The sequence below is a fragment of the Cupriavidus basilensis genome (genome assembly GCF_000832305.1).
GTDB classification, from domain to species: Bacteria; Pseudomonadota; Gammaproteobacteria; order Burkholderiales; family Burkholderiaceae; genus Cupriavidus; species Cupriavidus basilensis_F.
In genome coordinates, this window is the sequence record NZ_CP010537.1 from 1,548,876 (window position 1) to 1,573,522 (window position 24,647).

Here is a 24,647-nt window from a genome sequence, read left to right on the forward strand (position 1 = left end):
CGAGCTGCCGAGTGCTGCCATTCTCGATCAGCCGCCACATGAGCGGTCGAAGTCCGGGCCGGCAGAACGGCGCCTGCGCCACCATCACTCTGCTGAACGCGGACGCGATCCCATCAAGGCATCAATAAAGGGGGCCTTCTTCGCAAGGTACTCGGCGATGCCACCGCGATTGCTTGTTTCGAGCTCGAACTTCAAATCCTCATACTGCTGTCGAATAACGGGATCGCTCCTCAGAAGAACGCGAAATCGGAGCATTCTTCAATCTGCCCGTGGCCACGGATGCATACATGCACCTTGTGCGTTCGCACCCCATCCACATCGCGACGATAGAAATGGTGCCCGGCTGAAAGATCGCTTCCCCGAACGTAACCCAGTGCGCTCATGAAGCTGTCTCGGGCTGGCTCGTTGCGATGCGCTGAGACCTCAACCAGGATGTCGATCTCCGGCTTGGCCGCGAGTCCGGGGACGGCGGTGCTTCCGACGTGATGAATGCCGACAAGTTCGGTGCCAAGGCCCTTCGCGATGCGTGCTTTCTCGGTGACGAAAAGAGCAGGCCATCTGCTGTCATAGTGGGAGATCTTGCTGGTGAGCTTCATTGTGTTTGCCTGTGTTTCCCTTTGTTTCCTTTGTGCGCCATCGGCCAGGCGCTGCTAGCCCCCACGCATCAGCTCATACCGCATCCTTCCGCCCCGCCCCAAACGCCTCCTCACAACAAACCAGCCAGGCGCGTGCCGCCCGCGACAAATACCCCTCCCGCCAGACCAGCCCCAGCTCCCACACCAACTCGGGCGCAACCAGAGGCCGGATCGTTACCCGCCCGGGGTCCAGCTGCCCGGCAATTGGCGCAGGCAGGATCGCCACGCCCACATCGGCGGCGACCAGTTCGCCGATAAAGTCCCAGTGCCGGCTCTGCCCGGCAATCTGCGGCGCAAAGCCGGCGGCTTCACAGGCGTCCAGGATGACGCGATACAGCACGAAGTCGTCCTCGTACATGACGAAGGGCAGGGTGGCGAGGTCGGTTAGCCGGACCGCGCCGGCACGGCGTGGTGCGCGCTCGGTGGGAAATACGGCGACCAGTGCCTGGCGGGTCACGGTGAGGCTGGCCAGCCCGGCTACGGCGGCGGGCAGCACCGTGACGCCAAGGTCGAGCTGGCCGGTGGCCACGCCTTCTTCCAGTGCGCGGCCGCCTTGCTCGCTTAGCCGCAGCTTGACGCCGGGGTACTGGCGGCGATAGGCGCCGATCACCGGGGCGAGATAGCGGCCGGCCATGGGCGGGATGCCGACCTTGAGCTCGCCGCGCGCCATGCCGTCTACCTCGGCGACTTCCTGGCGCAGGCGTGCCACTTCGGCCAGCACGGCCTGGCTGCGGGCGAAGACGACCTCGCCGGCGTCGGTGAGCTGCACCGTGCGGCCTTCGCGCAGCAGCAGTGGGCCGCCGAGTTCGTCTTCCAGGCTCTTGACCATCTTGCTGATGGTCGGCTGGGTCACATGCAGGGTTTCGGCGGCGCGGGTGAATCCGTTCTGGCGGACGACTTCAACGAAATAGCGCAGGGCGCGGATATCCATGGGGCTCCTCGGATGTGGCGTGCGTGGGTGATCACGGCTTGCCATTCCAATATGGCATCGAACCAATAATTTATATTCATTTTATATATCGAAGTGCGCTTCGTACACTAGCGTCACTGCCACGCCTTGCGTGGCGCCATAGCTTCATCGCTTGAATGTTCCGATGCCACGCGCTGCTACTGTTACTGTCACTGTCACTTCATCCACTTGCACCCCCACCTGCGCGGCCTTGCCGCAGCCGCCCGGTGCGCGCCTGCGCACCGGCGCCATCGCGCTGACCCAGGTGGTGGCGCTGTCGGCCCTGTGGCTGCTGGCGGACTGGCTGCGCGCGCGGCTGGGGTTGCCATTGCCGGCCGGTTTGCTTGGGCTCCTGGCGCTGGCCGCGCTGCTGTTCAGCGGGGCGGTGCGCGGTGGCTGGGTGCGTCGCGGGGCCAACTGGCTGCTGGGCGAGATGTTGTTGTTCTTCATCCCGGCGGTGCTGGCGGTGGTGCAGTATCCGGAACTGGTCCGGCATCAGGGCTGGCGGATCTGCGCGGTGATTGTCTTGAGCACGCTCGCGGTGATGGTGGTGACGGCGCTGGTGGTGGAGCAGGTGGTTCGTCTCGAACGCAGGCTGGCGCGCCGTGCCACGCACAACCGGCAGCAGCACCATGCATGACACCGTGCTGGCGGCGCTGAGCCTGGTGGCTACCGTTGCCCTCTATTACTTCAACAAGCGCCTCTATGCGCGCCGTGCGCGGCTGTGGCTGACGCCGCTGCTGGCCACGCCGGTGGTGCTGATCGCGTTGGTGCTGGCGGCGCACGTGCCGTATCGCGACTATATCGCCGACACGCGCTGGCTGATGTGGCTGCTTGGCCCGGCCACCATCGCCTTCGCGTTGCCGATCTACGATCACCGTGCGCTGGTGCGCCAGCATTGGCTGTCGATTTCGGTTGGGGTGCTGGCCGCGGTGGTGACGTCGGTGTTCACCTCGGTCTGGCTGGCGCGCGGCTTTGGCTTGCCGGTGATGCTGCAAAAGGGGCTGGCGGTGCGCTCGGTGACCACGCCATTTGCTGTGGATGCGGTGCGCGCGCTGGGCGGGCCGCCGGATCTTGCCGCGATCTTTGTGGTCATGACCGGGCTGACGGGCATGGCGATTGGCGAGATCGTGCTGGCTTGCTTGCCCTCGGTGCGCAGCCGGCTGGCGCAAGGCGCGATCTTCGGCGCCGCTGCGCATGGGGCCGGCACGGCCAAGGCGAGGCAACTGGGTGAAGTGCAGGGTGTAGTGGCATCGCTGGTGATGATGATCGCGGGGCTGGTCAGCGTGCTGGCCGCGCCGCTGATCCGCAGCGTATTCTTTTAAGCGGGCTTGCGTAGTACTGCGCAATGGCTGCGCGCTTGGGCGCAGGCGCTGAGTAGTACTGCGTAGCCTATGGCCTTGCGACCGCTCCGGGCGCAGGGTTTTTTGCGCGCCCGCCAACGCGCCGCGCGAAATTGGCGCAAAATGCGGCACTTGCGCGATCGTGCCGGTGCGCCGACATGCGCCGCTCATCCTCACGTGGCTAGCCGTTCTTCACGCCACGGCGCGCGCGTCGTCCCTCTGCGCCGGACGTGCGCACCGCACCCGCAAGCTTCACCGATCTCTCTCTCGCTCTCGTTTTTCAATAACAACATCATGCGATTACCGCTTCTCGCGCTGGCTGCCGCGGCCTTTGGCATTGGCACCACCGAATTCGTCATCATGGGGCTGTTGCCCGACGTTGCCGCTGATCTTGGCGTTTCCGCGCCGGCTGCCGGCATGCTGGTCTCGGGCTATGCCATCGGCGTGGCCGCGGGCGCGCCCATCCTGGCCATCCTGACCAACAAGTGGCCGCGCAAGACCGCGCTGGTGGGGCTGATGGGCCTGTTCATCCTCGGCAATGCGTTGTGCGCGCTGGCGCCCAACTATGCCTTGCTGATGGCCGCGCGCGTGGTCACGGCGTTCTGCCACGCGGCGTTTTTCGGCATTGGCGCGGTGGTGGCTGCGGAGCTGGTCCCGCGTGGGCGGCGCGCGCAGGCGGTGGCATTGATGTTTACCGGGCTGACGGTGGCCAACGTGCTGGGCGTGCCGTTTGGCACTGCCTTTGGGCATCTATTGGGCTGGCGCTCCACGTTCTGGGCCGTCACCGTGATCGGCGTGGCCGCCGCGGCTGCGTTGGTGGCCTGGTTGCCCAAGGCCATCCCGATGCAGGCCGGCAGCATCCTGCGCGAGTTCCGCGCAATTGGCGCGGCGCAGGTGCAGCTGGCGCTGCTGATCAGCACGCTGGCATCGGTCAGCATGTTCACCGTGTTTACCTACATCGCCTACATCCTGCGCGACGTCACGGGCTTCACCGCGCAGCAGGAGAGCATGGTGCTGCTGCTGTTCGGGGCCGGCATCACCGTGGGCGGCCTGGCTGGCGGCAAGCTGGCCGACTGGAAGCTGATGCCCGCGCTGGCCAGCCTGCTGGCCGCGGTGGCGGTAGTGCAGCTGGTGTTCTCGTGGACCAGCCATTTTCCGGTGCCGACGCTGTTCACGCTGTTTGCGTGGGGCATGGTGAGCTTTGCCGTGGTGCCCGCCACGCAGGTGCGCGTGCTGGACAAGGCCAAGGGCGCGCCCAACCTGGCGTCCACGCTGAACCAGGGCGCGTTCAACCTGGGCAACGCCACCGGCGCGTGGCTGGGCGGGCTGATGATCAGCGCCGGACTGCCGCTCACCCAGCTGCCGTGGCTGGGTGCGGCGGTGGCCGCGCTGGCGTTGCTGGCGGTGGGGGTGTCGGCGTCGCTGGATCGGGGTGGGCGGGTGGCGGCTTAGTACCAGCCGCGCCATGGCACGCGGAGTCCCGGCGGGGCCAGTCGGGCTGTAGGATGTTGCCAGCAACGTTTTCTTTGGGCCCGGCATGGACTACGCACACATCCTCCAACGCATCCACCGCGACATCGCGCCCTTGCTCACCCAGGGCCGCGTAGCGGACTACATCCCCGAGCTCGGCAAGGTGCCCGCTACCCATTTCGGCATGGCGCTGGTGTTTGCCGATGGCCGCAGCCATTGCGTGGGCGACGCCGCGGTGCCGTTCTCCATCCAGAGCATCTCCAAGCTGTTTGCCTGCACGCTGGCGTTCCAGCTGCTGGGCGAGGACCTGTGGCAGCGGGTCGGGCGCGAGCCTTCCGGCAATGCCTTCAACTCGCTGGTGCAACTGGAGTACGAGCAAGGCAAGCCGCGCAATCCGTTCATCAACGCGGGCGCGCTGGTGGTGACCGACGTGCTGTGCAGCCGTTTTGTGCAGGCGGAGACCGCCATGGTGCAGTTCCTGCGCCGGCTCAGCGGCAACCCGGCGATCGATTACGACCCGCGCGTGGCGCAGTCCGAGCGCGAGCACGCGGACCGCAATCGCGCCATGGCGTATTTCATGAAGGACTTTGGCCGCCTTGAGATGCCGGTGGACAAGGTCATCGACGCCTATTGCCGCCAATGCGCCATCACCATGAGCTGCGAGGACCTGGCGCGCGCGGCGCTGTTCCTCGCGCATGGCGGGGTGGTGCCGTGGAGCGGCGAGCGCGTGCTGGACGCCAGCCCCACCAAGCGCCTGTCGGCCCTGATGCTGACCTGCGGCACTTATGACGCTGCGGGGGATTTTGTCTATCGGGTGGGCTTGCCGGCCAAGAGCGGCGTGGGCGGCGGCATTGTGGCGGTGCTGCCCGGCAGGTGGGCCGTGTGCGTCTGGTCGCCGGGGCTGGATCACAGCGGCAACTCGCTGGCCGGGGTGCAGGCGCTGGAATGGCTGACCACGTTGAGCGGGCATTCGATTTTCTGAGTGGGCAGCGAGAACAGGACAATATGGCTTCTGCCTTTCGCCTGGCGCTGCGGTAGGCAGGGCGCGATACCGCTCGGATCGAAGCGGCCCGGAGCCGGAAATCCGTTTGTTCCGGTCAACCCAGCCAGTCAGCCCAGCCTCAACCCAGCATCAGCCCGGCATGCGCCAGCAAGTGGCGAAACACCGCCAGCCGGGCGTCTCCCGTTTGCGCCAGCTTGCGGCAAACGTGCAGGTGCGCCGTCCTGTCGCTGTGTCCGCGCAGGGCGTCCTTGCACTCGCGGTCGGAGATTTCCAGGTGGATGCCCGTGAGGATGGCGCAGCCCTTGCCCACGGGCGCGCTGACGATGGCGGGCGGGGTGCCTTCCAGGCCCGTGTAGACGGCCAGGATCTGCGCAGCGTGGTGTGTTGCCTCGCCGAAGTCGAAGCGGCAGCCGCCGTGGTAGTGCGCATACAGCGTGATCGGGGCATGGGTCAGGCTATGGGTCGTGCGTATTTCTGCTGCCGCGGTGCTTCGCGGCGTTGCGTCATACGCGACGCCCCGGGTGAGTTCGGGCAAGCAGCCAACCGCGACGGCATCCACGAAGCTCAGTTCGCGCGGGCCGCAGATGGCGCCTGCGGTGCCGGCATGGAAGGCGAGTTCCCTGCAGGCGTAGTACGCGCCCGCGCAGATGCCCAGGTAGGCGCCGCCTTCTTCGACAAAGCGCCGGATGCGCGCGTTGGGCGCGCCGTTCAGGGCTGCGCAATAGGGCAGGTCAGCACCGCCTGGCATGACAAACATCACGGCATCATCGAAGAGCGTCTCGTCTTGCCGGATGTCGTCGGCCATGACCGCGCGGATCTCGTACGCGCCGGGAAGCAACTGCTGCCCGATCATCCGCATCAGGCGCGCGGTCCCGTCCGAGGTGCCGGCGTCGATATAGGTCAGGATCTGGGGCTTTTGCATGATGGTCTGGCTCGGTTGGTCCGCTTGGTCCGTTTGAGCGCGCTGGTGCGGCAGCGGTGCTGCGTGCCTCAGGCTTGCGCGCGGCGGTAAAACGCCAGCCCGCCTGCCAGCGCAATCAGCGTGCCGCCCGACAGCCGGTTCAGCCAGCGCATGCCATCGCCACGAAAGGCGTGCACAATGCGCGCGCCCAGTGCCGCGTACACCAGCATGACGGCCAGGTTCAGCAGGCATTGGGCCAGCGTCAGGATGGCGTACTGCGGCAGCAACGCCGCGCTCGTATCGATGAACTGGGGCAGGAAGGCCGAGATGAACAGCAGCGCCTTGGGATTGGTCAGCGCCACCAGGAAGCTGCGCGAGAACAGGACGCGGCCGCGCGCCGCGGCCGTATCCGGTTCGGTCTGCCGCACCGTCTGCGCCGTCAGCGGCATTTTGCCTGCGCGCAGCATCTTCCACCCCACATAGGCCAGGTAGGCGGCGCCAAACCACTTGATCGCCTCGAAGGCATGCTCGGACGCGGCGATCACGGCGCCAAGCCCTGCGGCCACGGTGACGACCAGGATGACGTCGGCGGCCAGCGCCCCGGCCATGCCCCAGCACGCCTTGCGCACGCCATGCCGGGAGCCGTTGTTCAGGGCCAGCAGCACGGTCGGCCCGGGGGTGGCAATGGTCACGGCCGAGGCAAAGATGAAGAGCAGCAGGGTGGCGAGTGTCATGGTGCAATCTGGCTGGCGCACGCGTGGGCGGGCGGGAATCATAGGATGATTGCCTGCCGGCAGATTGTCCAGTGCCTGGCATGCCCGGCACTGCCGCGCCATGTGTCGCGCAATTGGCAAAAACGCAAGCCGGGATTGCACGAGATGAGCAGGCATGGCGTGTTTTGATACGATGATGGTTAGAACGCAACGGTAGCCCGCAACCGCCATGGCGCTTGCGATGCGCGCTTGAACGAGTCGCGTTCGGCCGGCTACGTTGCGGTTCTCCAATCAAGAGCAGAGACAGCCATGATCAAAGAATACGCGTGGAAGAAGCGGGTCTTCGAGACCCATGAAGTACAGGTGCAGGTGCGGCCGAGAACGCCCACGGTCTGGGAGTACACGGTGCGGGTCTGCCGCCCCGGCACGAACATCCGGGCCGCCGGGACGTTGCTGGAATCGTCCAAGGTAACGGACCTGTTCCACACGGCGGACGCGGCGGAGACGGCGGGTTTTGCCCACGGCGCCGAGCTGGCGAAACGGCTGGCCTAGGGTGCGGTTGCAGCCCGGAAAGGGTTGGTAAACGTCGATTTGGTGCTTTTTACCGGCGGATGGTGTAGCAGTGTGACTTTTTGTAGCGGGTGGTTTGTAGCGTACTTGGTGCCGTTATACTGCGCAGGTCGTTGCAACCACAGCGACCGGGTTTAGCAGCCCGCGGAAAAAGGTGGACAATCCGCCATCAGGCGGCTTTTTTGTCCGTCACGCCTTCGTGCGCCCCTACGGGCGGGCCTGGGCGGGGGAGCCTTCGGGCTCGCCGGTTCCTTTTTCCCGGTCTGCTAACCTCGCCTTGCGCCCGCCCACCCCGATTAGCAGCGGGGAGCGGAGTCGAATCCGCGTGAAAAAGGAGGCACACCCATGCCCCAGTCTTCGCTCGCCCGTCCCGGGCAACTCTCACCGCCCAAGCCAGCCATCCTCTGCCAGCGCCTGCGCGCCTCCCAACGGAGGGCGCCCGATGCATAGGTATCCGCAGTACAACATCACCGCTCAGCGTGCCGGGCGTGACACCTTCCTAACGGCCCACGCCCCTTCCGAAAGCCCGCTCAGCCTTGCCGCCGAGAAAACCGCGCAACTCAACGCGCTGCTTTCGGTGGCTGTCGAGAATGCTGCCGGCGGCTCCTTTTGCAACATCACCGAAAAGACGCAGAGCCATCTGCTTTCGCTGGCTGCCGTGCTCGCGCATGAAACGCTCGTGTTGAGCGAGTTGGCCGCCCAGGAGGATGCGGGTGAGGGCGAGGGCGGCGATGGATGATGGCTGGCGGCCCGTTTAGCCACAGCGGGCGAAGATGGCCGCGCGGCGCATGACACCGATACGGTACTTCGCGCGCATCTCGGCTTGGCGGCGCCAGACAAAGTGCACTGCAACACGCGCCGCCAATCGCCCGCTTGCAGCCCCATGCGGCCATCGACTATGTTGAATCTCAAGGCCGATGTGGCCGTGTCGATGGGGAGCCGTGATGAACAGGGTCATAGGACACCTGGCCGTGCTCGTTGCCCTGGGCCTGCCTGCCTTGCATGGCGCACAGGCCTCCGACATCGACTGTAAGTCAGCATCCGGCGCGGGATCGGTCCGCTGTGAAGATCCAAACGGCAACGGGATGCGATGTGGGCTGGTGACCGGCGGGCGCCCGCGTAACAAGCACCTGGTCTGCGATAACGCGGAGCTTTCGACGCGCTACGAGCGCATCTATGCCGAACAGCAGAAGCTGCTGCGCAGCGGCATCACCAACGATGCCGACGTTCGCGCCTGGCGCGGCAAGCGCGATGCCTGCGGCTCCGTGCGCTGTCTTGATAGCCTGTTCCATGAATGGTGGCGGTGGCGCGATGCCGCCCGCATGAGGCCAGCGCGGCCCGCCGTTGCGCCGAGCACGACCGTTGCGCCAAGCACTGCCGTTGCGGCCCCTGTCCCGCCAAAGCCGGAGCCAGCACCTCCCGCGCAAGACCTGGCGACGCCGGTTCAACTGGCTGCCGTGCCAGAGAGCGCGAAGCCGAGCGAGCCGACAGCGCCGGCCGCCGCCGACGTTCAGGCCCCGCCGACCTCAATCGGAACCGGGCAAGTCCCGTCCGAGCCAGCCTCCGGCACCGTGGCGATGTCAGGCTTGATGTCAGGCTTGCTGGCGGGCCTCGCCGCCGTCGGCATTGGTGTGGCCTGGGTTTGGAAGCGCAAGCGAGACCGGCGCGCCTCGCTAAAACATGAACCGCGCCCGGCCATCTCCGCAGGCATGGCACTTCTTTATGGCTTGCTTATCGTGAACGTGCTGCTTCTGGCGTTCACGCTGAGGTCAAGTTGACCCCATGCTCCCGACGGTCCAGAAGGGCCAGACGGCACTAGTCACGCGCTCACGTTTCCCGGATCTCGCTTAGCACCTCGGCCTCGACCTCCGGGTTCTGTTCGCCATCCCTGGTGGCAATCAGTTCTTTCGGCGTCAGCAGGATCAAGGGCAGGATCAGTGCGTACACCACGGTCGTCGCGATCACGCAGTAGGTGAATCCGTGCGTTGGGCTGCTGCCGTAGATCCATGAGCCCAGCAGATCGCCGGCACGCGCCGAGAGCGCGAAAACGCCATCCACCAGCATCATCAAGGTGCCTTGCAAGCCTGGCGGACAGGACCGCATCGCGAGATCGAGGTAGGCAGCCGTGGCGACACCGCCCATCAGCCCGATCGGCGCCGCCAACACAAGCGCGAGATTGGCTGAGTGAATGAAGGCCAGCGGAATCATCTGCGGCACCGCGACGATCGTTCCCCAGCACAGCAGCTTGTTCAGCGGTACTTTCTTGCACAGAAAGCCATAGAGCAAAAATGTCGGGATGAACGCGGCGGCAAAGATCCCGTTGTAGTACGAGTAGACGGAATCCGATGCGTGCAGCGTATTGGTCAGGTAGAACTGCAGCGCAGTGGCCGCTCCTGGCGCAAAGTTCCACAGAAAGCAGATGAGCACCGCTGGATAGACGGCCTTATGCTTGGCCAGCCGCCTGACATTGCCAACGAGATCCGCGCCCCTGGCTTGCGGCTGCTCGTAGATCTGGCCGAAGACGGAAGCGGGCTTCCAGAGCCCCAGCACGGCAATCATTAAAGTGACTGTCGCCACCAGGATGAAGGCTTCTTTCGCGGCAAGATGATCGGAGATGTACCCGGAAGCGAACGCGCCCGCAACGACCGGGACGGAACTGACCACGTTGCACAGCGCGCTCAGGCGCCCAGACATGCGCTTTTCCTGGCCGACCAGGGCGATCAGGCCCTGATAGGCTGCGGCGACAAATCGGGACGACAGCATGGCCAGCAGCATCCCGATGAGCAGTCCCGCATATGAGAAACCGGAAAACGCGATCCAGAGGAATGCCACCGCGGTCACCGGGGCGAAAATCAGGAAGAAGCCGCGATCGCGCAATCCCAGCGGGTTCCATTGGTCGCGCGCGAGGCCAAAAGCAAACGCGATGTACACGGGTATGCCCGTCATCAGCCGGAACGTCGAGATCTGCGTCGCCGTTGCATGCAACTGATTCTTGAGCAGGTATGACGTCTGTATATCAACCAGGAACCCGGCCGGCGTTGCCAGATAGATGAACAGGGTCAGCCAGCCGAAATACAGCAGGGTTCGGTCGCTGCCCTCGGCAATATGACGAGCGGGCGCGGCCGGCGTTTTCACAGAGGCGCGTTTGAAGTGCTTGGACATGGGGGACCACGTACACGTCCTCGGAAAACCAATCGAAGGTGCCCCCGTGAATGTGCGGGCTGCGCCACCGGGCATGGTTTACAGAATAGAGCGCCAGTGCGGAAAACGTGTAGGTAAAAAATGGGGCTTGATGTTCCGGGGCCGACCGCATTCGCGCGGAGAATGCCGCCCGCGAGCGATATGCTGCGCTGCTCGCGGGCGGCGGCGCGTCAGCTTGAGCGGACATGCGCATGCCCTGCCTGCTGCGCTTCCAGGAACGGCAGCAGTTCAGCCATGAATGCCTCTGGCGCCTCTTCCATGATGAAGTGGCCGCAGTCCGGTACCACCACGCCGCGCAGGTCGATGGCGTTGTCGCGCAGCGTCACCAGCGGCGCGTCGTTGGTCGCGTGCTCCGCGCCGATGGCTAGCACCGGCATCGCCAGCTTGCGCTTTGCGCGTTCGCGGTTCTGCCGCACCGTTTCCGGAATTGCGCGGTAGTAGGCGAAACCGCCGCGCAGGCCGCCCGGCGCCGAATAGGCCGCGATGTAGGTGTCCACGGCCACGCGGTCGCGGCGATGGGACCACTGGTCGAACATGAAATTCAGGTAGGCGGCCTCGCGGCCGGCGATCAGCGTCTCGGGCAGATCGGCTACCTGGTTGAACATGAAGTGCCACAGGAACTTGTTTTCAGCAGGCGGCGCGAAGATGCCCGGAGCAGGCGCAAGTCCGGGGATCACGGCTTCCGTCAGCGCCAGCCGCGTGACGGCGCCGGGATGGTCGCAGGCCAGCGCGTAGGCCACCCACATGCCCACATCGTGGCCGACCACCTGATAGCGGTCATGGCCCAGTGCGGCCATGACGCGGTGCAATGTGTGGGCAGTGGCGCCGGTGTCGTAGCCCGTGGGTGGCCGGTCGGAATGCCCGGTGCCCGGCGGGTCGACCGCGACGGCGAGGAAGCCGCGTTGCGCGAGTGCCGCCATGACATGGCGCCAGGCGAACCACGTCTGCGGCCAGCCGGGAATCAGCAGAACCGGCTGGCCGCTGCCTGCGGTGACGCAGTGCACACGGTGGCCGTCAATGCGCACATAAGTGTGCGTGTGTTGGGCGTTGTCTTGCATGGATGTCCTTGGTGGATGGCGTTGATGGATTGGATGCATTGCCGGTGTCAGGCGATGCCGAGCATGCGGCCGATCTGCGCCTTGTTGACCGTGGCGCCAGCAAAGTCGTCGAAGATGCGCGAGGTCGTGCGGATGATGTGGCGGTTGATGAAATCCACGCCTTCGCGTGCACCGTCTTCCTGGTTCTTCAGGCAGCACTCCCACTCGAGCGTGGCCCAGCCCTGGTAGTCGTATTGCGCAAGCTTGGAGAAAATCGACTTGAAATCGACCTGGCCATCGCCCAGCGAGCGGAAGCGTCCGGCGCGCTCGGTCCACGAGGTATATCCGCCGTAGATGCCTTGCCGCCCGCTCGGATTGAACTCGGCATCCTTGACGTGGAACATGCGGATGCGGTCGCGGTACAAGTCGATGTAGTCCAGGTAGTTCAGCTGTTGCAGCACGAAGTGGCTGGGATCGAACAAGATGTGGCAGCGTGGATGGTCGCCAACCAGGCCGAGGAAGCGCTCGAAGGTGGCGCCGTCGTGCAGGTCTTCGCTGGGGTGGATCTCGTAGCAAAGGTTGACGCCTTGCGCATCGCAGGCGTTCAGCACCGGCAACCAGCGTTTGGCGAGTTCGTCGAAGGCGGCTTCGATCAAGCCCTCCGGGCGCTGCGGGAACGGGAACAGGTAAGGCCACGCGAACGAGCCGGAGAAGGTGCCCATCTCGGTCAGGCCGAGCCGGCGCGACGCCCTGGCGGCAAGCTCGAGGCGTTCCAGCGCCCACGCGGTGCGCGCCTGCGGATTGCCGCGCAGCGTGGGCGGCGCGAAGTTGTCGCACATCGCATCGTAGGCGGGATGCACCGCCACCAGCTGCCCGAAGATATGCGTGGTCAGTTCGCTGATGACCAGGCCGTGCTCGGCCAGCGTGCCTTTGACTTCGTCGCAGTATGTCTGGCTTTGCGCTGCGGCTTTCACATCGAACAGGCGCTCGTCCCAAGCCGGGATCTGCAATGCCTTGAACCCTGTTTCGGCGGCCCATTTGGCGATGGCGGGCAGCGTGTCGAACGGCGCTTGTGTGTCGCTGAACTGGGCGAGGTGGAGGCTTGGGCCTTTGATCGTTTGCATGGATTGAATCGCCTATTATTTGTCGAGCGACAAAGAATAGACGGCAAGGATGACGAAGTCAACCGTGTTAGGCGCGGCGACGGTAAAATGCACGCCGCAACAGCATTCACTCACGAGCAGAACATGGCCGGACGCCCCAGAGAATTTGATCGAGACCAAGCCCTGAATACGGCCATGACCGTGTTCTGGGAGCGAGGGTATGAAGGCGCGTCGATGTCGACGCTGGTCGAGGCGCTGGGCCTGGCCTCGGCGCGCATCTACGCGGCGTTCGGCAGCAAGGAAGCGTTGTTCCGGGAAGCGGTGGCGCTATACGAAGCAGGCGAAGGCGGTTTCGCGGATCGCGCCATGCAGGAAGAAGAGTCGGCCAGGCAGGCCATCGAACGTTTGCTCAACGACGCGGCGCGGACCTACACCAAACGTGGCCGTCCGCATGGCTGCCTGGTGGTGTCCGCCGCCAGCAGCTGCGCCATCGAGAACGAAGCGGTGGCTGACTGGCTGGCGGAACATCGCCGCCAGCGCACGCAGTCCATCATTGACCGGCTGCATGCGGCGGTGGAAAGTGGTGAACTGCGGCAGGACACCGACATCGCCGCGCTCGGCGATCTGTACGGCGCGCTGCTGCACGGCATCTCCGTGCAGGCCCGAGACGGCGTCAGCCGCGCCCGCTTGCAGGCGATGATCGCGCCCGCGATGCTGGCTCTGGATGCCGCCGCGGCCTGCTGATCGGGGCAGGATCGACATCCGAATGACCACCATGTCCGGCACCGTACCGACAGCACGGCGCGTCCAGGTCACTATACTCAATGGGTCAGGCTGCATCGCGCAGAGACCTTTGCTTGTCTCCTGATGGGCCGCTGATCAGCGGCGAGGCGGCAATGTGCGCTTTGCACTCGTCAGCCTGACAAGGTGCCTGTCGCAACAGCGCACTGCGGGCTGGCGATCAGCCCGCCACGTGGGGGCGGTTGCCCGGCCAACCTGCGGGGGAGAAACCATGCAAGGAAGCCATGAAGGAAGCAATGACAAGTTGCGTGCCGCAATGCTTGCCGTGGTGATTTCGCTGGTTGCCGCGTGCGGCGGGGATGGCGGCGCAGGCGGCTCGGGTAACGGCAGCGGCGCGGGCGCCCCGGCGGGCGGCATTGCTCTGCAAGTTGTCTCGTTTGGCGACAGCCTGTCGGACGTCGGGACCTTTGCGCCGATCGCTAGCGCGGTCGGCGGGGGGCGATTCACAACCAATCCGGGGCAAGTGTGGACACAGGACGTTGCGCAATACTACGGCGATACGCTAAGCGCCGCGTTTACGATCGACATCACGCATCAGTTACATGCGCAAAGCGGCCTGGGTTATGCGCAGGGCGGCGCTACGGTGGCAACGCCGGCAAACCTGAACGATTTTCTTACCGACGTGATCGGCAACGTCGAAATGCCCGTCAACCAGCAGGTTTCGAGCTACTTGTCCGCACACGGGAGCTTCAACGCTAATCAGCTGGTGCTGGTCTGGGGCGGCTCGAACGACGTGCTTCGCGCCGGGGCACTGCCGGCCGCGGCGCAGACCGTGCAGGCGGCGGCAGCCACCTTGGCTCAAATTGTCGGACAGATCATCCAGAACGGCGCCACGCATGTCGTCGTGGTCAATGTCCCGAATGTCGGACTGGCGCCCAAAGGCGTCGCCTCGGCCGACGGCGGGGCAAACCTGACCCAGCTATCGCAAATCTTCAACAACAGCTTGAACGCTGCCTTGCAGGCCGATGGCCTGCAAGGCAAGGTCATCCAGATCGATTCTTATGCATGGGAGAACCAGGTCATCGCGAGCTTTCAGGCCAATGGCTTTGTCGTGTCAAACACCGGCGTCGCCTGCGATCCCGCGAAAACGCCTCACGACACGGCCTTGCTGTGCGCGCCGGCTACCTACGTGACGGCCAATGCCGATCAGACCTACATGTTCGCCGACGACCTTCATCCGGCGACGCGCCTGCATGCATTGTTCGCCCAGTTCGTGGAGCGGCAGATCGCCGGGAGCGGTCTTGGTCGCTGAGCCTGGTGACGGATAGACTCACCTGCAGAATCGTCGGGTTCCAGCGCGTTCGCTCTTTTCAGGCATGGCCCCACAGCACGCGGGCGTGCTTGCGCTCAGGCCAGCCGCTCGAGCTGCCGGCTGGCTTCGTCGAGCCAGGCCTGCTGGCGTGCGGCAATCTGCGCAAACTCTGAACTGGCCGGCGGCTGAGTGGGCAGTGTGAACGCGGGCAGGCTGTCGCGCATTGTGCCGCTGCGCTTGGGGGCCAGAGTCCTCTCGATAGAAGCTGATCGATAGTGGGGGAGAGCGTGTGCGGCGTAGGAGGTTTGTCCGTGTCCGTGCTACGCGGACAAGCGGAAAAGGTCGCACAAAGCGGCGTTTGGTACGCAGAAAGCCGGTGGTCTTAGGAAAGGCGCTCTGCCGCCGCTCTAGTTCAGGTGCGGCGCGCCAACGATGACTTCGGCCCCTTCGGCTGCTAAACGTAGCGCGGCGGCACGGCCGATGCCGGAACAGGCGGGGGTGGCAGCGCTGCGGATTGGCGCTGTCTGCGAAACGCCTCCGTCACGCGCCTGGCGGCAAACAGTGGCAGGTAGTCGTGAATCTTGGCGTCGGCCTGAAGCTCGTGCCAGGCGGCGAGATACGCGCGCTCCACCTCCTCCACCGGGACTTTCAGGGCTTCGGATATCCTGGCGATCATTGAGGATTGTGATTCGGTTCTCATATTGCCTGCCACCCTGCAGGAAGCGGCGGTGCGTGATGCGGTGCTGTGCTGTCGCCTGTCGCTTGAGGGCGAAAGGGCGAAAGAGCGAAAGGGCGAAAGAGCGAAAGGGCGAAAGGGCTTGGTCAGGCACTCGCCTGACAATCGGTGGCGCGCATTGTTGAGTATAGGAATGCAGCGTCGCCAAACACGCCATCGTGTTGCCATGTTTGTCCTGCACAATGCACGCTATGCCGACTCAGGTGGATAAGTTCTGCATGCCAATACCCACGACTGCCCCAGGCCTGGATCGTCGTAGCGAGTCGGTTGGCCACTTTCTCGCCTTGTTGTCTCGCCGTGCGTCCAGGAATGCCGGGGATGGGGTGTGCTTTGCTTGTTTGTTCGCGGGGTGTGGAGCCGTCAGGTTGATGGCTCTTTTTGTTTTTGGTGCCACGGCGCGGCGATTGGCCATGCTGCTGGTGCTATGCATGGCGCCGAGCGCCTGGGCCGATGCGGACGTCGGGTTGCTTGCGATGTTTGCCAAGGACGGGCTGTGGCGTAACGTGCAGGCGCGCTGCCTGGTGCCCGGCGCGCCGCAGCACCCCGATTGCGTGGTGGTGGACCGTGACAAAGGCTTTGTGCTCTACAAGGATGCAATCGGCCGCTCGCACTTTCTCGTCATTCCGGATCATCGGGTGACTGGCGTGGAGGATCGCGGCGTGTGGGAGGACGGCGCGGCGAACCCGTGGGCATTCGGCTGGGACGTGAGACGGTTTGTCGGGCGGGCACGCGCACGGCCGTTGCCCGATGGCATCCTGGGGCTGGCGATCAATGCAAAGGCGGCGCGCAGCCAGGAGCAGATGCATATCCATCTGGACTGCATCAGCCGGGATGCCAGGGACTTTGTCGCTGGTGCGCGCGCGCGTATCGGCACCACCTGGACGGCGTTGCGGTTCATGGGCAAGCCGGTACAGGCGGTTTTCGTGCCTTCGCCGCAGGGAGCGATGTCCATCAATCCATTCCTGCTCATCAAGCATCGTCTTGGCGAGGCGGCGTCAGCCGTGCCGGACCGGGGCGTGTTTGTCACCTATGTGGCGGATGCCGCGGACAGGGGCGGCTTTGTCATCGTGGACCAGCCGGTCGATCGTGCGGCTGGCAGCAACGGCCACGCCAGCGATTTCCTGGATCGCCAGTGCAAACTGGCGCAGGAGGACGTGCAAGAAGACGCGCCAGCGGCGCTTGAGTAACCTCGGCTTCGAGGCTGCCAGAACGGGGTTGCGCTCGCGCAAGCCGTTGCTAGAATGAATGTCCCCGATCAGCATGCAGGAGTGCAGTCATGGCAACGTATCAGCGCGGCGATCTGTTCCTCGTCACTTCTGTTGAGGAATTGCCCTGGGGGCGTTACAGAGGGTTTGTGACCATGACCGAGGGCACGCAGACGCAAGCGTCATCACGCCACACTTGCCCCATGTGCAGGGACAATCCGCTCCAGGCCCATGAGGACGCCGATGCCGATGTCGAGTACGCCTACAGGCACTATCTCTCGGACCATATCGACTGGAGCGCCCACGCCGGCGATACGGAGCACTGAGCGGAAACCGGGAACCCGGGAACCCGCTGCAGCGCAGGGCTACCCGAACTCGCTACCCGAACTCACCGCTCGCACTCACTTCAGGTTCTCTCCCCAGTAGGCTTCGATCTGCTTGACCAGCGCGGGTGGCAGCGCCACGTAGTGCTCTGCCGCGGCGTCGGCCTGCCCGTCATTCAGTGCCCAGCGGAAGAACGCGAGCGCGGCTCTGGCGCCGGCGGGATCCTTCGGGGACTTTGGCATGATCACGAACACGGCGCCGGTAATTGGCCATGCCTGCATGCCGGGCGCGTCCGTGATGACCTGATAGAAGTCGGGGTGCTGGCTCCAGTCCGCGGACGCCACCGCTGCGCTGAAGCTCTCCCGCGCGGGCTCGATAAACGCACCGTCCCGGTTTCGCACGGCCGTGTAGGGCAGCTTGCGTTGCAGTGCGTAAGTTAGCTCGACATAGCCGATCGCCCCTTTGACATTCTTGATGTAGGTGGCCACGCCCTCGTTGCCGTTGGCGCCGACGCCTGCCGGCCATTTGACGGTGGTGCCCGAGCCCACGCTGCCTTTCCATTCGTCGCTGACCTTGGACAGGTAGTCGGCCCAGTTGAAGGTTGTGCCGGAGCTGTCGCTGCGATGCACGACCAGGATCTTTTGATTGGGGAAGTGGATGCCGGGGTTGATCGCGCCGATGGCCGGGTCAGCCCAGTTGGCGATCTTGCCCAGGTAGATATCCGCCAGCAGTTGGCCGGTAAAGCGGATCTGGCCCGCGGCTACGCCATCCAGGTTGACGATCGGCACCACGCCACCGACAACCAGCGGAAACTGGACCAGCCCGGCTGCGCGTAATTCATCGGGCTTGAGCGGCATGTCGGAGGCGCCGAACGTGACATTGGCTGCCTTGATCTGCCGGATGCCGTTGCCCGAGCCGGTGGGCTGGTAGTTCACCTCCTGGCCGGTCTTGGTGTAGTAGGTGGCCGCCCATTTCACCAGCAACGGATAGACGAAGGTGGAGCCCGCGCCGGTGATATCGCCCGCGTGCGCGCAAGGCGCACAGCTGGCGAACAGGCTGATGAGCAGACTGGTGAGCGTGGCGCTGCGTTTCACGTTTTGCCAAGAGAGGGTCGGAGTCATTTTGGAACCTCCCGGGCATGTCAGTGAACGGCGCACTTGGCGCACGTACGCCCGTATTGGACGTACTGCATGTAACGCTGCAACGGCGTGGGCCGCCGCAGAGGTCACAGGCTTATCCTAGCACTCGCTGCCTTGTTACCGGCAAGGCGTTTTGCACGTGCGACGGGGCGGCGCAACGGTGCGTCATCGCGTTGTCATGATGCTGTTGCCGGACTGTCATGATGGCTTGCCGAGTCTTTATTTTTCCGCCATCCATCCCGCCACCGCTTTCACCACTTGCGGCTCGATCCCGTTGAACCCGTGGTAGGACATGGCCTCGCACGGGTCTCCAACGCTTTTGCCGCCGGCGAAATGGATCAATCCGGCCTTGGGGGCTTTGGCCAGTTTGTCCATCAGACCTTGCACCTCGTCGTACGGGCACTGCTTGCAGCCATCTTGTTCGTGATGAACCACGAGCACGGGAATCTTGAGCTTGTCGAGGGCCATCGCCGGCACCTGTTGGCCGCGATCGTCGCGCAGGATGGTGGCGGTCAGCACGATGCCATCGGGGCCGCCATCGTCCGCTAGCCGGATCGCGGTGGACGCCACCGACTGGGTGCCGCGGCTGGTGCCGACCAGCCAGACGGGCAGGTTGGTGTGGCTGCGCATCCAGGCGATCACAGCCTTGGTGTCTTCGGCATGCTCGGCGGACAGGCGGAAGCCGCTCAGGTAGGGCCAGGACAGCCGGTCGCTCGGCGCATCAATGACGGCAACCGCGAAGCCGTTGTCGACGAAGAGTTGGCGCGAGCGCACCAGGAAATTGCCGGCACCCCAGGCAATGCCCCCGTTGGGGTAGATGTTCAGGCCACCATGCCCGCCCGCGTAAAGGATCACCGCGGCCGTGGGCTGTGCGGGCGCCAGATACAGGAAGCGCTGCGTCACGCCCGGGCGGGTCGGGATGTCAACGACTTGTGGCGCGGTCTGCGCGCGCGCAGCCAGGGTGCAGAGCAGCAGCGTGAGGCTGAGCGTGGCCTGGCGCAGCCATCGCGCCGGCGTGTTTGCTTGGTGGCAAGGCATGGGATGTCTTCAGCGGGGTTAGAACTTCGAATTGGCTGGCGGGGTACGGCGGCTGTGGCTGCGCAGCAAGATAGCACCGGTGGCGGGGATGACCAATCCACGCAAACACCAGCTTTGCCGGCTATGCCGCCTGCGCTGCGGCGCTGACCCGATACACGCAGCGCCGCGCGTTGCTCAGCAGATGTTCTTCGCGGGTGACGGTGGCTTGCGCGCCGACGACCTCCTGGAAGATCCGCAGCTCTGCCCGGCAGAACCCCTGGCAGGTCTGCGCAGCGGCGCAGATCGGGCAATGGTCTTCGATCAGCAGCCAGTCGTTGCCGTCTTGCTCAAGGCGCGCCATGTAGCCTTCGGCGCAGCGCAGCGCGGCGAGCGTGGCCAGCCGCTGCGGCAACTCGCCCTGGCCGGCGACGGCCGCCAGATATTGGGCGCGGGTTTCGGACTCGCGCTGGCCGATGAGCTTGTCCATGCCTTGCTCGCCGAACAACTGCCGCACCGATCCGATCAGCTGGATGGTGAGTTGCGCGTGGGTATCGGGAAAGCGGCCGTGCCCGCTGGCGGTGAGGGTCCAGTCCTGGCGCGGCCGGCCTGCGCCGCTGGCGCCTTGCTGGCGGCCCTCGATCAGCCCGGCGGCGAGCAGCTTCTGCACCTGCTGGCGCGCGGCCTCGACGGTGCCGCCCAGCGCCTGGGCGATTTGCGTGGTCGATGCCGCGCCCTTGGTCTTCAGCAGGAACAGGATGCGATCACCCGGAGACCCTGTAGGGTTATCCAAGTTATTGTTTGCATAATTCATGGGTGCGCCCTAATATCCAAAAACTGTCTTGGATATTAGGGCAGGCGGGCGGTGATGTCGAGCCTGTCCTGCATCCGGCCAAGCCGATGATTGCTGTCTCAACGCTGTCTCAACGCTGTCTCAGTGCTGACTCAGTGCTGTCCCAGTGCTGTCTACCAAGGAAATCGTCCCATGCAAGCCGCTCGTACCCAACACGCATCGCGTCAGCTCGCCATGCTCAATCCGCTTGGCCTCTATGATCCCAGCGCCAACGGTTATTCCCATGTGGCGATGGTCGCGCCCGGCGCGGGCCTGGTCTGCGTGGCCGGGCAGGGTGGGGAGCGCGTGGATGGCAGCCTGCCGGACAGCTTCGAGGCGCAGGTGCGCCAGGCGTTCGACAACCTGGGCGTGGCGCTGGCCGCCGCGGGCGCGCAACTGCGCCATGTGGCCAAGCTGACCGTGCTGGTGGTGGATCACGATGAGGCGCGCCTGGCCGTGCTGGCGGCGGCGGTGGAGCGGGCCTGGGGGGACGCGCCCAAGCCGGCGTGCACCTTGATTCCGGTGCCGCGGCTGGCGCTTGACGGGATGTTGTTCGAGGTGGAGGCGCTGGCCGTGGCGGAGGGCTCGACGTCTTCCGCGTCCTCCGGCGCGGTGTAGCCGGTGCCAGTGCGCAGTACGCCGGTGTTGTGCTCAGGCTGCCAGTTTGGGTTGCCGGGATGGCTGAGGCTGTCCTGCCTGGGTCTCGCCAAACTGCGGATGTTGCGCGAACAGTTCGGCCACCCAGTTGACGAACACGCGGACCTTGGCCGACAGGTGGCGGTTCTGCGGGTACATCGCGGCGATCGGCAACGAGTCCGTAGGCCAGTCGGGCAGGACTTCGACCAGCCGGCCGCTTTCCACATAGGGCAGGGCCATGGCGCGCGCGATGCGGGCGATGCCGTGGCTTTCCAGCGCGCAGCTCAGGTAGACGTCGCCATCGTTGGTGGAAATGGACGAGGGCAGCAGCATTTCCGTGCGCTGCTCGCCTTGCCCGAGCGGCCACGGTACTTCGCGGCCGGTGCGGTTGGACAGGTAGTTCACGGCCCGGTGCTGCATCAGTTCGCTGGGCTGGGCGGGCGTGCCGTTGCGCTTGAGATAGACCGGCGAGGCGTAGAGCCCCAGCCGCAGCTGGCCGATGCGGCGCGCCACCATGGTGTCGTCCACCGGGTCGCCCACGCGCAGCACCACGTCCACGCCTTCCTTGAGCAGGTCGATGGGCTTGCCGTTGATGGTGAGTTCCATCTTGAGTTCGGGGTAGGCGGCAAAAAACTCGTGCAGCTTGGGGATCAGCACCAGTTGCGCCAGCCCGGCGGTGGTGTCCACGCACAGCGTGCCGCGCGGCGTGTTGTTCTGGTGGGTGAGGGATTGCTCGGCCTCTTCCACGTCCGCCAGGATCCGCACGCAGCGCTCGTAATAAGCGGCGCCGTCGGTGGTCACGCTGATGCGCCGGGTGGTCCGGTGCAGCAGCTTCACGCCGAGATGGGTTTCCAGGTTCTGGATCAGCCGGGTGAGCGTGGCCTTGGGCAGGTCCATGGCCTCGGCTGCGCGCGCAAAGCTGCCGACATCCACCACGCGGGTGAAGGCCTGCATTGATACGAGACGATCCATGTTCACTCCCCTGGGTATGGAAACAAGCAGGTCTGGCTGGCGGGGCAGGTACCCGGGTGGGGTGCGGCCCAGCGTGGCTCATGACGGCTTGCGCGGATGCGCAGGTGCGGGAGTGGAGCACAAAATGGATGACCTTGCACAGCAAAGGGTTTCCCTGGCGCCACATGCCCGATTATTTCACCGGAGAAACAGTGCATTGGTAAAGCCTCGCTTTATCCCACCTTCATCAACCACCATAATTCGCTGCATCGCAATATGCAATGGATGCGTCGCCCTCGCGCCGCACGTGACCGACATGTCGCCCTCGCAATCGAAAGCCGCAGCAGCAGCCTTAGCAGCCGAACTGGCCGAGGGGCGCGTGACCGAGCATGAGGTGGAGAGCTGCGGGCGCACCATCACGGTGCGCTTGAATTACCCGCCGGGCTATCCGGAGGGTAAGGCGGCGCCGTTGCTGCCGTGGCTGATCTACCTGCATGCGGGCGGTTTTGTGGACGGCAGCCTGGAGAAATCCCAGCGCCTGGCGCGCTCGCTGGCGGTTACCGTGCCAGCGGTGGTGGTCACTCCGGCGTATTCGCTGGCCCCCGATTTTCCGTTCCCGGCGGCGCCGGAGGACGTGTTTCATACCGCCGAATGGGTGCTGCGCCATGCGCGCCGCCTGAAGGTGGACAAGCTGCGCTTTGCCCTGGTGGGTGAAGAGGCGGGCGGCAACCTGGCGATCGCGCTGTCGCAGATGCTGCGTGACCGCGGCTTGCCCGAGCCGCGCGCGCAGTGGCTGATCCGCCCGGTGACCGATCCGTGCCTGCAGCACGCCTCGTGCTCGGTCGGGCAGGGCGGGCGCAGCGTGCCGCTGGAAATGCTCCAGCGCCTGGCGGGCTACTACCGCGATTACCTGCCGACCCCGGCCGCCAGCGTGCATCCCTACGCGGCCCCGGCGCTGGCGTCGCGGCTGGCCGGCCTGCCGCCCACCTTTGTGCAGGTGGCGGAAGAAGATGCCTTGCGCGCCGAAGGCGAAGCCTTTGTCAGCCGCCTGTGCACGGCGAGTGTGCCCGCGCAGGTCCAGATCATGCCCGGTGCCTGTGGCGCCGGCGTGGAAGTGTCCCACGACCGATGTCAGGTGTGGATAAACGAAGGCGCGCGTTACCTGCAAGGCCATCTTGCCGGCGACGACGACGCCTCACCCAAGGCCGAACGCCAGACAGGAGCCAGCCCGCCCGGCTGATCCCGCGTTACCAACAAGCCAAGCCGGCCTGCGAGCAGCAGGCGTACCGGGCGCGCCTCCTTGGCGCGCTCCGGCGGGGGCGTTCGTCCTATTTTTGCTTTCCAGTTGAAGAAAACCCGCAGACGGAATACGGAGTCAAGAAAATGAATCAGCAAACTCGACGCACCATGATTGCCCTGGCCATCGTCGCAGTGCTCGGCGCTGGCCTGGCCACCTCGATCTTCAAGCCCTGGCACGCTGGCGAGGCGCAGGCCGTGCCTGGCCCGGCAGCACCCGCCACCGTGGACGTGGCAGCGGCCCTTGGCAAGACCATCACCGAATGGGATGAGTTCTCCGGCCGTCTGGAAGCGGTGGACCGGGTCGAGATTCGCGCCCGCGTTGGCGGCACCATCGACGCCGTGCACTTCCGTGAAGGCGCGCTGGTGAAGAAGGGCGATCCGCTGTTTACCATCGACCCGCGTCCTTATGCCGCAGAGGTGGCGCGCGCCGAAGCCGCGCTGGCCGCCGCGCAAGTGCGTGCCGGCCACGCGCAGACGGAGCTGGCCCGCGCGCAGCGCCTGGTGCAGGACAACGCGGTATCGCGCCGCGAGTTCGATGAGCGCGACAACGGTTCGCGCGAAGCCATCGCCAATGTGCGTGCCGCGCAGGCCTCGCTGGATGTGGCTCGCCTCAACCTGACCTATACGCGCATCACCGCGCCGGTCAGCGGGCGCGTATCGCGCGCCGAGATCACGGTGGGTAACCTGGTGGCGGCCGGTGCCGGCACGCCGGTGCTGACCACCGTGGTATCGGTCTCGCCGGTGTATGCCAGCTTCGAGCTCGATGAGCAGACCTACCTGCGCTATACGGCGGACAAAGCGTCCGGAGCGTCCGGTGGCGAAGGTGGCCAGTCAAAGCTCCCGGTGTTCCTGGGCCTGGCCAACGACGAGGACTATCCGCGCGAGGGCCATATCCAGTCGCTGGACAACCGGCTCGACACCAAGAGCGGCACCATCCGTGTGCGCGCCGTGTTCGACAACCCGGACGGCCGCCTGCTGCCGGGGTTGTATGCGCGCATCAAGCTCGGCGGTGGCTCGCCGCACCCGGTGGTGCTGATCAACGACCGCGCGATCGGCACCGACCAGGGCAAGAAGTTTGTGCTGGTGCTCGATGGCGCCAACAAGCTGGCCTATCGAGAAGTCACGCTTGGGCCGTCGTATGAAGGGCTGCGCGTGATCCGCCAGGGTTTGAAGGCCGACGAGAAGATCGTGGTCAACGGGCTGCAGCGTGTGCGCCCCGGCATCACGGTCGCACCCAAGCCGGTCGATATGGCGTTCAAGCGCGAACTGGATCAACGCGGCGAATCGGCTGACCGCAAGCAAGCGGCCACGGAGAAAGCCACGGATAAGGCGGCCGACGCAAAGCCGGTGACCTGAGCCGATCCGGCATGAGCCGCATGCGCTGAATCCGTCAAGGGTTTGCTCCCCTCTCCCGCATGGCGGGAGAGGGACGGGGGAGAGGGCGGGCGCATCCACAGTGCGCCGGCTTTGAACGTACCTCTGCCCCGAGGCCAGACCATTTTTAGCTTCCCCGCTCCACATGGCGCCTGCCAT

At 65.3% G+C, this 24,647-nt stretch carries 27 protein-coding genes and 1 pseudogene; 14 read left to right on the forward strand and 14 right to left on the reverse strand.

The window, feature by feature from the left end; all coding sequences use genetic code 11:
• Positions 1–84: 84 nt before the first annotated feature.
• Positions 85–596 (reverse strand): annotated as a pseudogene (locus RR42_RS27555) (GrpB family protein).
• A gap of 73 nt (positions 597–669) precedes the next feature.
• Positions 670–1,566, reverse strand: a complete 897-nt coding sequence (locus RR42_RS27560) for a LysR family transcriptional regulator (protein WP_043354663.1) — start codon at positions 1,564–1,566, stop codon at positions 670–672.
• Between the two features lie 229 nt (positions 1,567–1,795).
• On the opposite strand from RR42_RS27560, the gene RR42_RS27565 reads away from it, so the two are divergent.
• The 4 genes from RR42_RS27565 (at position 1,796) to RR42_RS27580 (ending at position 5,379) form a co-directional block, all read left to right on the forward strand.
• A complete protein-coding gene (locus RR42_RS27565; protein WP_043354666.1) occupies positions 1,796–2,224 on the forward strand; it encodes a CidA/LrgA family protein in 429 nt (142 codons plus the stop codon).
• Entirely contained in the window at positions 2,217–2,909 is a 693-nt protein-coding gene (locus RR42_RS27570) for an LrgB family protein (RefSeq protein ID WP_043354669.1), read from the forward strand. Before RR42_RS27565 ends, RR42_RS27570 begins: the two co-directional genes overlap by 8 nt.
• Before the next feature lie 312 nt (positions 2,910–3,221).
• Positions 3,222–4,379 (forward strand): MFS transporter, encoded by a 1,158-nt coding sequence (locus RR42_RS27575; RefSeq protein WP_043354670.1) that lies wholly within the window; start codon positions 3,222–3,224, stop codon positions 4,377–4,379.
• Positions 4,380–4,464: 85 nt separating this feature from the next.
• Positions 4,465–5,379, forward strand: coding sequence for a glutaminase (locus RR42_RS27580; protein ID WP_043354671.1), 915 nt, complete (start codon positions 4,465–4,467; stop codon positions 5,377–5,379).
• Positions 5,380–5,518: 139 nt separating this feature from the next.
• Here RR42_RS27580 and RR42_RS27585 read toward each other — a convergent pair whose 3' ends face one another.
• Positions 5,519–6,322: a BPL-N domain-containing protein gene (locus RR42_RS27585; protein WP_043354673.1), complete on the reverse strand. Its 804-nt coding sequence runs from the start codon at positions 6,320–6,322 to the stop codon at positions 5,519–5,521.
• Between the two features lie 68 nt (positions 6,323–6,390).
• Positions 6,391–7,035 carry a LysE family translocator gene (locus tag RR42_RS27590; RefSeq protein ID WP_043358072.1) on the reverse strand — a complete coding sequence of 215 codons (645 nt, stop codon included), beginning with the start codon at positions 7,033–7,035 and terminating at the stop codon, positions 6,391–6,393.
• A gap of 288 nt (positions 7,036–7,323) precedes the next feature.
• On the opposite strand from RR42_RS27590, the gene RR42_RS27595 reads away from it, so the two are divergent.
• Together RR42_RS27595 and RR42_RS27600 are read left to right on the forward strand one after the other, a co-directional pair.
• Entirely contained in the window at positions 7,324–7,566 is a 243-nt protein-coding gene (locus RR42_RS27595; protein ID WP_043354674.1) for a hypothetical protein, read from the forward strand.
• A gap of 460 nt (positions 7,567–8,026) precedes the next feature.
• Positions 8,027–8,323 (forward strand): hypothetical protein, encoded by a 297-nt coding sequence (locus RR42_RS27600; protein WP_043354676.1) that lies wholly within the window; start codon positions 8,027–8,029, stop codon positions 8,321–8,323.
• A 15-nt stretch (positions 8,324–8,338) separates the two neighbouring features.
• Here the strand turns inward: RR42_RS27600 and RR42_RS40030 are convergent, their stop codons facing one another.
• Positions 8,339–8,542: a hypothetical protein gene (locus RR42_RS40030; RefSeq protein WP_144409978.1), complete on the reverse strand. Its 204-nt coding sequence runs from the start codon at positions 8,540–8,542 to the stop codon at positions 8,339–8,341.
• Between the two features lie 13 nt (positions 8,543–8,555).
• Here RR42_RS40030 and RR42_RS27605 point away from each other — a divergent pair, with 13 nt between their 5' ends.
• Positions 8,556–9,362 carry a GntR family transcriptional regulator gene (locus RR42_RS27605; protein WP_144409979.1) on the forward strand — a complete coding sequence of 269 codons (807 nt, stop codon included), beginning with the start codon at positions 8,556–8,558 and terminating at the stop codon, positions 9,360–9,362.
• 49 nt (positions 9,363–9,411) lie between these two features.
• On the opposite strand, the gene RR42_RS27610 is transcribed toward RR42_RS27605, so the two are convergent.
• From RR42_RS27610 to RR42_RS27620, 3 genes are all read right to left on the reverse strand, one after another.
• Positions 9,412–10,746, reverse strand: a complete 1,335-nt coding sequence (locus RR42_RS27610) for an MFS transporter (RefSeq protein ID WP_052495016.1) — start codon at positions 10,744–10,746, stop codon at positions 9,412–9,414.
• Between the two features lie 209 nt (positions 10,747–10,955).
• Positions 10,956–11,843, reverse strand: a complete 888-nt coding sequence (locus RR42_RS27615; protein WP_043354679.1) for an alpha/beta fold hydrolase — start codon at positions 11,841–11,843, stop codon at positions 10,956–10,958.
• Positions 11,844–11,890: 47 nt separating this feature from the next.
• Positions 11,891–12,946, reverse strand: a complete 1,056-nt coding sequence (locus RR42_RS27620; RefSeq protein ID WP_043354680.1) for a sugar phosphate isomerase/epimerase family protein — start codon at positions 12,944–12,946, stop codon at positions 11,891–11,893.
• A 174-nt stretch (positions 12,947–13,120) separates the two neighbouring features.
• On the opposite strand from RR42_RS27620, the gene RR42_RS27625 reads away from it, so the two are divergent.
• Positions 13,121–13,669 (forward strand): TetR/AcrR family transcriptional regulator, encoded by a 549-nt coding sequence (locus RR42_RS27625; protein WP_236702208.1) that lies wholly within the window; start codon positions 13,121–13,123, stop codon positions 13,667–13,669.
• Positions 13,670–13,982: 313 nt separating this feature from the next.
• Positions 13,983–14,978, forward strand: a complete 996-nt coding sequence (locus RR42_RS27630; RefSeq protein WP_419188913.1) for an SGNH/GDSL hydrolase family protein — start codon at positions 13,983–13,985, stop codon at positions 14,976–14,978.
• A 95-nt stretch (positions 14,979–15,073) separates the two neighbouring features.
• Here the strand turns inward: RR42_RS27630 and RR42_RS41520 are convergent, their stop codons facing one another.
• Together RR42_RS41520 and RR42_RS40545 are read right to left on the reverse strand one after the other, a co-directional pair.
• Complete coding sequence (locus RR42_RS41520; protein ID WP_269083432.1) at positions 15,074–15,202, reverse strand: hypothetical protein; 129 nt, start codon at positions 15,200–15,202, stop codon at positions 15,074–15,076.
• Positions 15,203–15,432: 230 nt separating this feature from the next.
• Complete coding sequence (locus tag RR42_RS40545) at positions 15,433–15,678, reverse strand: DUF3562 domain-containing protein (protein ID WP_158408322.1); 246 nt, start codon at positions 15,676–15,678, stop codon at positions 15,433–15,435.
• A gap of 446 nt (positions 15,679–16,124) precedes the next feature.
• On the opposite strand from RR42_RS40545, the gene RR42_RS27640 reads away from it, so the two are divergent.
• Both RR42_RS27640 and RR42_RS27645 read left to right on the forward strand, forming a co-directional pair.
• On the forward strand, positions 16,125–16,901 hold the full coding sequence (locus tag RR42_RS27640) for a CDP-diacylglycerol diphosphatase (RefSeq protein WP_043354685.1): 777 nt from the start codon (positions 16,125–16,127) through the stop codon (positions 16,899–16,901).
• 89 nt (positions 16,902–16,990) lie between these two features.
• Entirely contained in the window at positions 16,991–17,245 is a 255-nt protein-coding gene (locus RR42_RS27645) for a hypothetical protein (protein WP_043354686.1), read from the forward strand.
• Positions 17,246–17,320: 75 nt separating this feature from the next.
• Here RR42_RS27645 and pstS read toward each other — a convergent pair whose 3' ends face one another.
• From pstS to RR42_RS27660, 3 genes are all read right to left on the reverse strand, one after another.
• Positions 17,321–18,364, reverse strand: coding sequence for a phosphate ABC transporter substrate-binding protein PstS (gene pstS / locus RR42_RS27650; protein WP_052495018.1), 1,044 nt, complete (start codon positions 18,362–18,364; stop codon positions 17,321–17,323).
• Between the two features lie 237 nt (positions 18,365–18,601).
• Positions 18,602–19,420 carry an alpha/beta hydrolase gene (locus RR42_RS27655; RefSeq protein WP_043354688.1) on the reverse strand — a complete coding sequence of 273 codons (819 nt, stop codon included), beginning with the start codon at positions 19,418–19,420 and terminating at the stop codon, positions 18,602–18,604.
• A 121-nt stretch (positions 19,421–19,541) separates the two neighbouring features.
• Positions 19,542–20,210 carry a helix-turn-helix transcriptional regulator gene (locus tag RR42_RS27660; RefSeq protein WP_043354690.1) on the reverse strand — a complete coding sequence of 223 codons (669 nt, stop codon included), beginning with the start codon at positions 20,208–20,210 and terminating at the stop codon, positions 19,542–19,544.
• 171 nt (positions 20,211–20,381) lie between these two features.
• On the opposite strand from RR42_RS27660, the gene RR42_RS27665 reads away from it, so the two are divergent.
• The gene (locus tag RR42_RS27665) at positions 20,382–20,846 is read left to right on the forward strand and encodes a RidA family protein (protein ID WP_043354692.1); all 465 of its coding nucleotides are present in this window, start codon (positions 20,382–20,384) and stop codon (positions 20,844–20,846) included.
• Between the two features lie 33 nt (positions 20,847–20,879).
• On the opposite strand, the gene RR42_RS27670 is transcribed toward RR42_RS27665, so the two are convergent.
• Positions 20,880–21,836, reverse strand: coding sequence for a LysR family transcriptional regulator (locus RR42_RS27670; protein WP_043354693.1), 957 nt, complete (start codon positions 21,834–21,836; stop codon positions 20,880–20,882).
• Between the two features lie 295 nt (positions 21,837–22,131).
• Between RR42_RS27670 and RR42_RS27675 the strand changes: the two genes are divergently transcribed.
• Positions 22,132–23,055 (forward strand): alpha/beta hydrolase, encoded by a 924-nt coding sequence (locus RR42_RS27675; RefSeq protein ID WP_043354695.1) that lies wholly within the window; start codon positions 22,132–22,134, stop codon positions 23,053–23,055.
• Positions 23,056–23,198: 143 nt separating this feature from the next.
• Entirely contained in the window at positions 23,199–24,470 is a 1,272-nt protein-coding gene (locus tag RR42_RS27680; RefSeq protein WP_043354696.1) for an efflux RND transporter periplasmic adaptor subunit, read from the forward strand.
• Positions 24,471–24,647: the final 177 nt, after the last annotated feature.

What these genes read in the sequence shown, in the direction of transcription:
- RR42_RS27580 (WP_043354671.1), top strand. Translation starts at nt 4,465, where the DNA reads ATGGACTACGCACACATCCTCCAACGCATCCACCGCGACATCGCGCCC.
- RR42_RS27615 (WP_043354679.1), bottom strand. Translation starts at nt 11,843, where the DNA reads ATGCAAGACAACGCCCAACACACGCACACTTATGTGCGCATTGACGGC.
- RR42_RS27560 (WP_043354663.1), bottom strand. Translation starts at nt 1,566, where the DNA reads ATGGATATCCGCGCCCTGCGCTATTTCGTTGAAGTCGTCCGCCAGAAC.
- RR42_RS40545 (WP_158408322.1), bottom strand. Translation starts at nt 15,678, where the DNA reads ATGAGAACCGAATCACAATCCTCAATGATCGCCAGGATATCCGAAGCC.
- RR42_RS27645 (WP_043354686.1), top strand. Translation starts at nt 16,991, where the DNA reads ATGGCAACGTATCAGCGCGGCGATCTGTTCCTCGTCACTTCTGTTGAG.
- RR42_RS27585 (WP_043354673.1), bottom strand. Translation starts at nt 6,322, where the DNA reads ATGCAAAAGCCCCAGATCCTGACCTATATCGACGCCGGCACCTCGGAC.
- RR42_RS27670 (WP_043354693.1), bottom strand. Translation starts at nt 21,836, where the DNA reads ATGGATCGTCTCGTATCAATGCAGGCCTTCACCCGCGTGGTGGATGTC.
- RR42_RS27680 (WP_043354696.1), top strand. Translation starts at nt 23,199, where the DNA reads ATGAATCAGCAAACTCGACGCACCATGATTGCCCTGGCCATCGTCGCA.
- pstS (WP_052495018.1), bottom strand. Translation starts at nt 18,364, where the DNA reads ATGACTCCGACCCTCTCTTGGCAAAACGTGAAACGCAGCGCCACGCTC.
- RR42_RS27640 (WP_043354685.1), top strand. Translation starts at nt 16,125, where the DNA reads ATGCTGCTGGTGCTATGCATGGCGCCGAGCGCCTGGGCCGATGCGGAC.
- RR42_RS27590 (WP_043358072.1), bottom strand. Translation starts at nt 7,035, where the DNA reads ATGACACTCGCCACCCTGCTGCTCTTCATCTTTGCCTCGGCCGTGACC.
- RR42_RS27665 (WP_043354692.1), top strand. Translation starts at nt 20,382, where the DNA reads ATGCAAGCCGCTCGTACCCAACACGCATCGCGTCAGCTCGCCATGCTC.
- RR42_RS27620 (WP_043354680.1), bottom strand. Translation starts at nt 12,946, where the DNA reads ATGCAAACGATCAAAGGCCCAAGCCTCCACCTCGCCCAGTTCAGCGAC.
- RR42_RS27655 (WP_043354688.1), bottom strand. Translation starts at nt 19,420, where the DNA reads ATGCCTTGCCACCAAGCAAACACGCCGGCGCGATGGCTGCGCCAGGCC.
- RR42_RS27610 (WP_052495016.1), bottom strand. Translation starts at nt 10,746, where the DNA reads ATGTCCAAGCACTTCAAACGCGCCTCTGTGAAAACGCCGGCCGCGCCC.
- RR42_RS27595 (WP_043354674.1), top strand. Translation starts at nt 7,324, where the DNA reads ATGATCAAAGAATACGCGTGGAAGAAGCGGGTCTTCGAGACCCATGAA.
- RR42_RS27600 (WP_043354676.1), top strand. Translation starts at nt 8,027, where the DNA reads ATGCATAGGTATCCGCAGTACAACATCACCGCTCAGCGTGCCGGGCGT.
- RR42_RS27630 (WP_419188913.1), top strand. Translation starts at nt 13,983, where the DNA reads ATGCTTGCCGTGGTGATTTCGCTGGTTGCCGCGTGCGGCGGGGATGGC.
- RR42_RS27675 (WP_043354695.1), top strand. Translation starts at nt 22,132, where the DNA reads ATGTCGCCCTCGCAATCGAAAGCCGCAGCAGCAGCCTTAGCAGCCGAA.
- RR42_RS27660 (WP_043354690.1), bottom strand. Translation starts at nt 20,210, where the DNA reads ATGAATTATGCAAACAATAACTTGGATAACCCTACAGGGTCTCCGGGT.
- RR42_RS40030 (WP_144409978.1), bottom strand. Translation starts at nt 8,542, where the DNA reads ATGACCCTGTTCATCACGGCTCCCCATCGACACGGCCACATCGGCCTT.
- RR42_RS27570 (WP_043354669.1), top strand. Translation starts at nt 2,217, where the DNA reads ATGCATGACACCGTGCTGGCGGCGCTGAGCCTGGTGGCTACCGTTGCC.
- RR42_RS41520 (WP_269083432.1), bottom strand. Translation starts at nt 15,202, where the DNA reads ATGCGCGACAGCCTGCCCGCGTTCACACTGCCCACTCAGCCGCCGGCC.
- RR42_RS27575 (WP_043354670.1), top strand. Translation starts at nt 3,222, where the DNA reads ATGCGATTACCGCTTCTCGCGCTGGCTGCCGCGGCCTTTGGCATTGGC.
- RR42_RS27625 (WP_236702208.1), top strand. Translation starts at nt 13,121, where the DNA reads ATGACCGTGTTCTGGGAGCGAGGGTATGAAGGCGCGTCGATGTCGACG.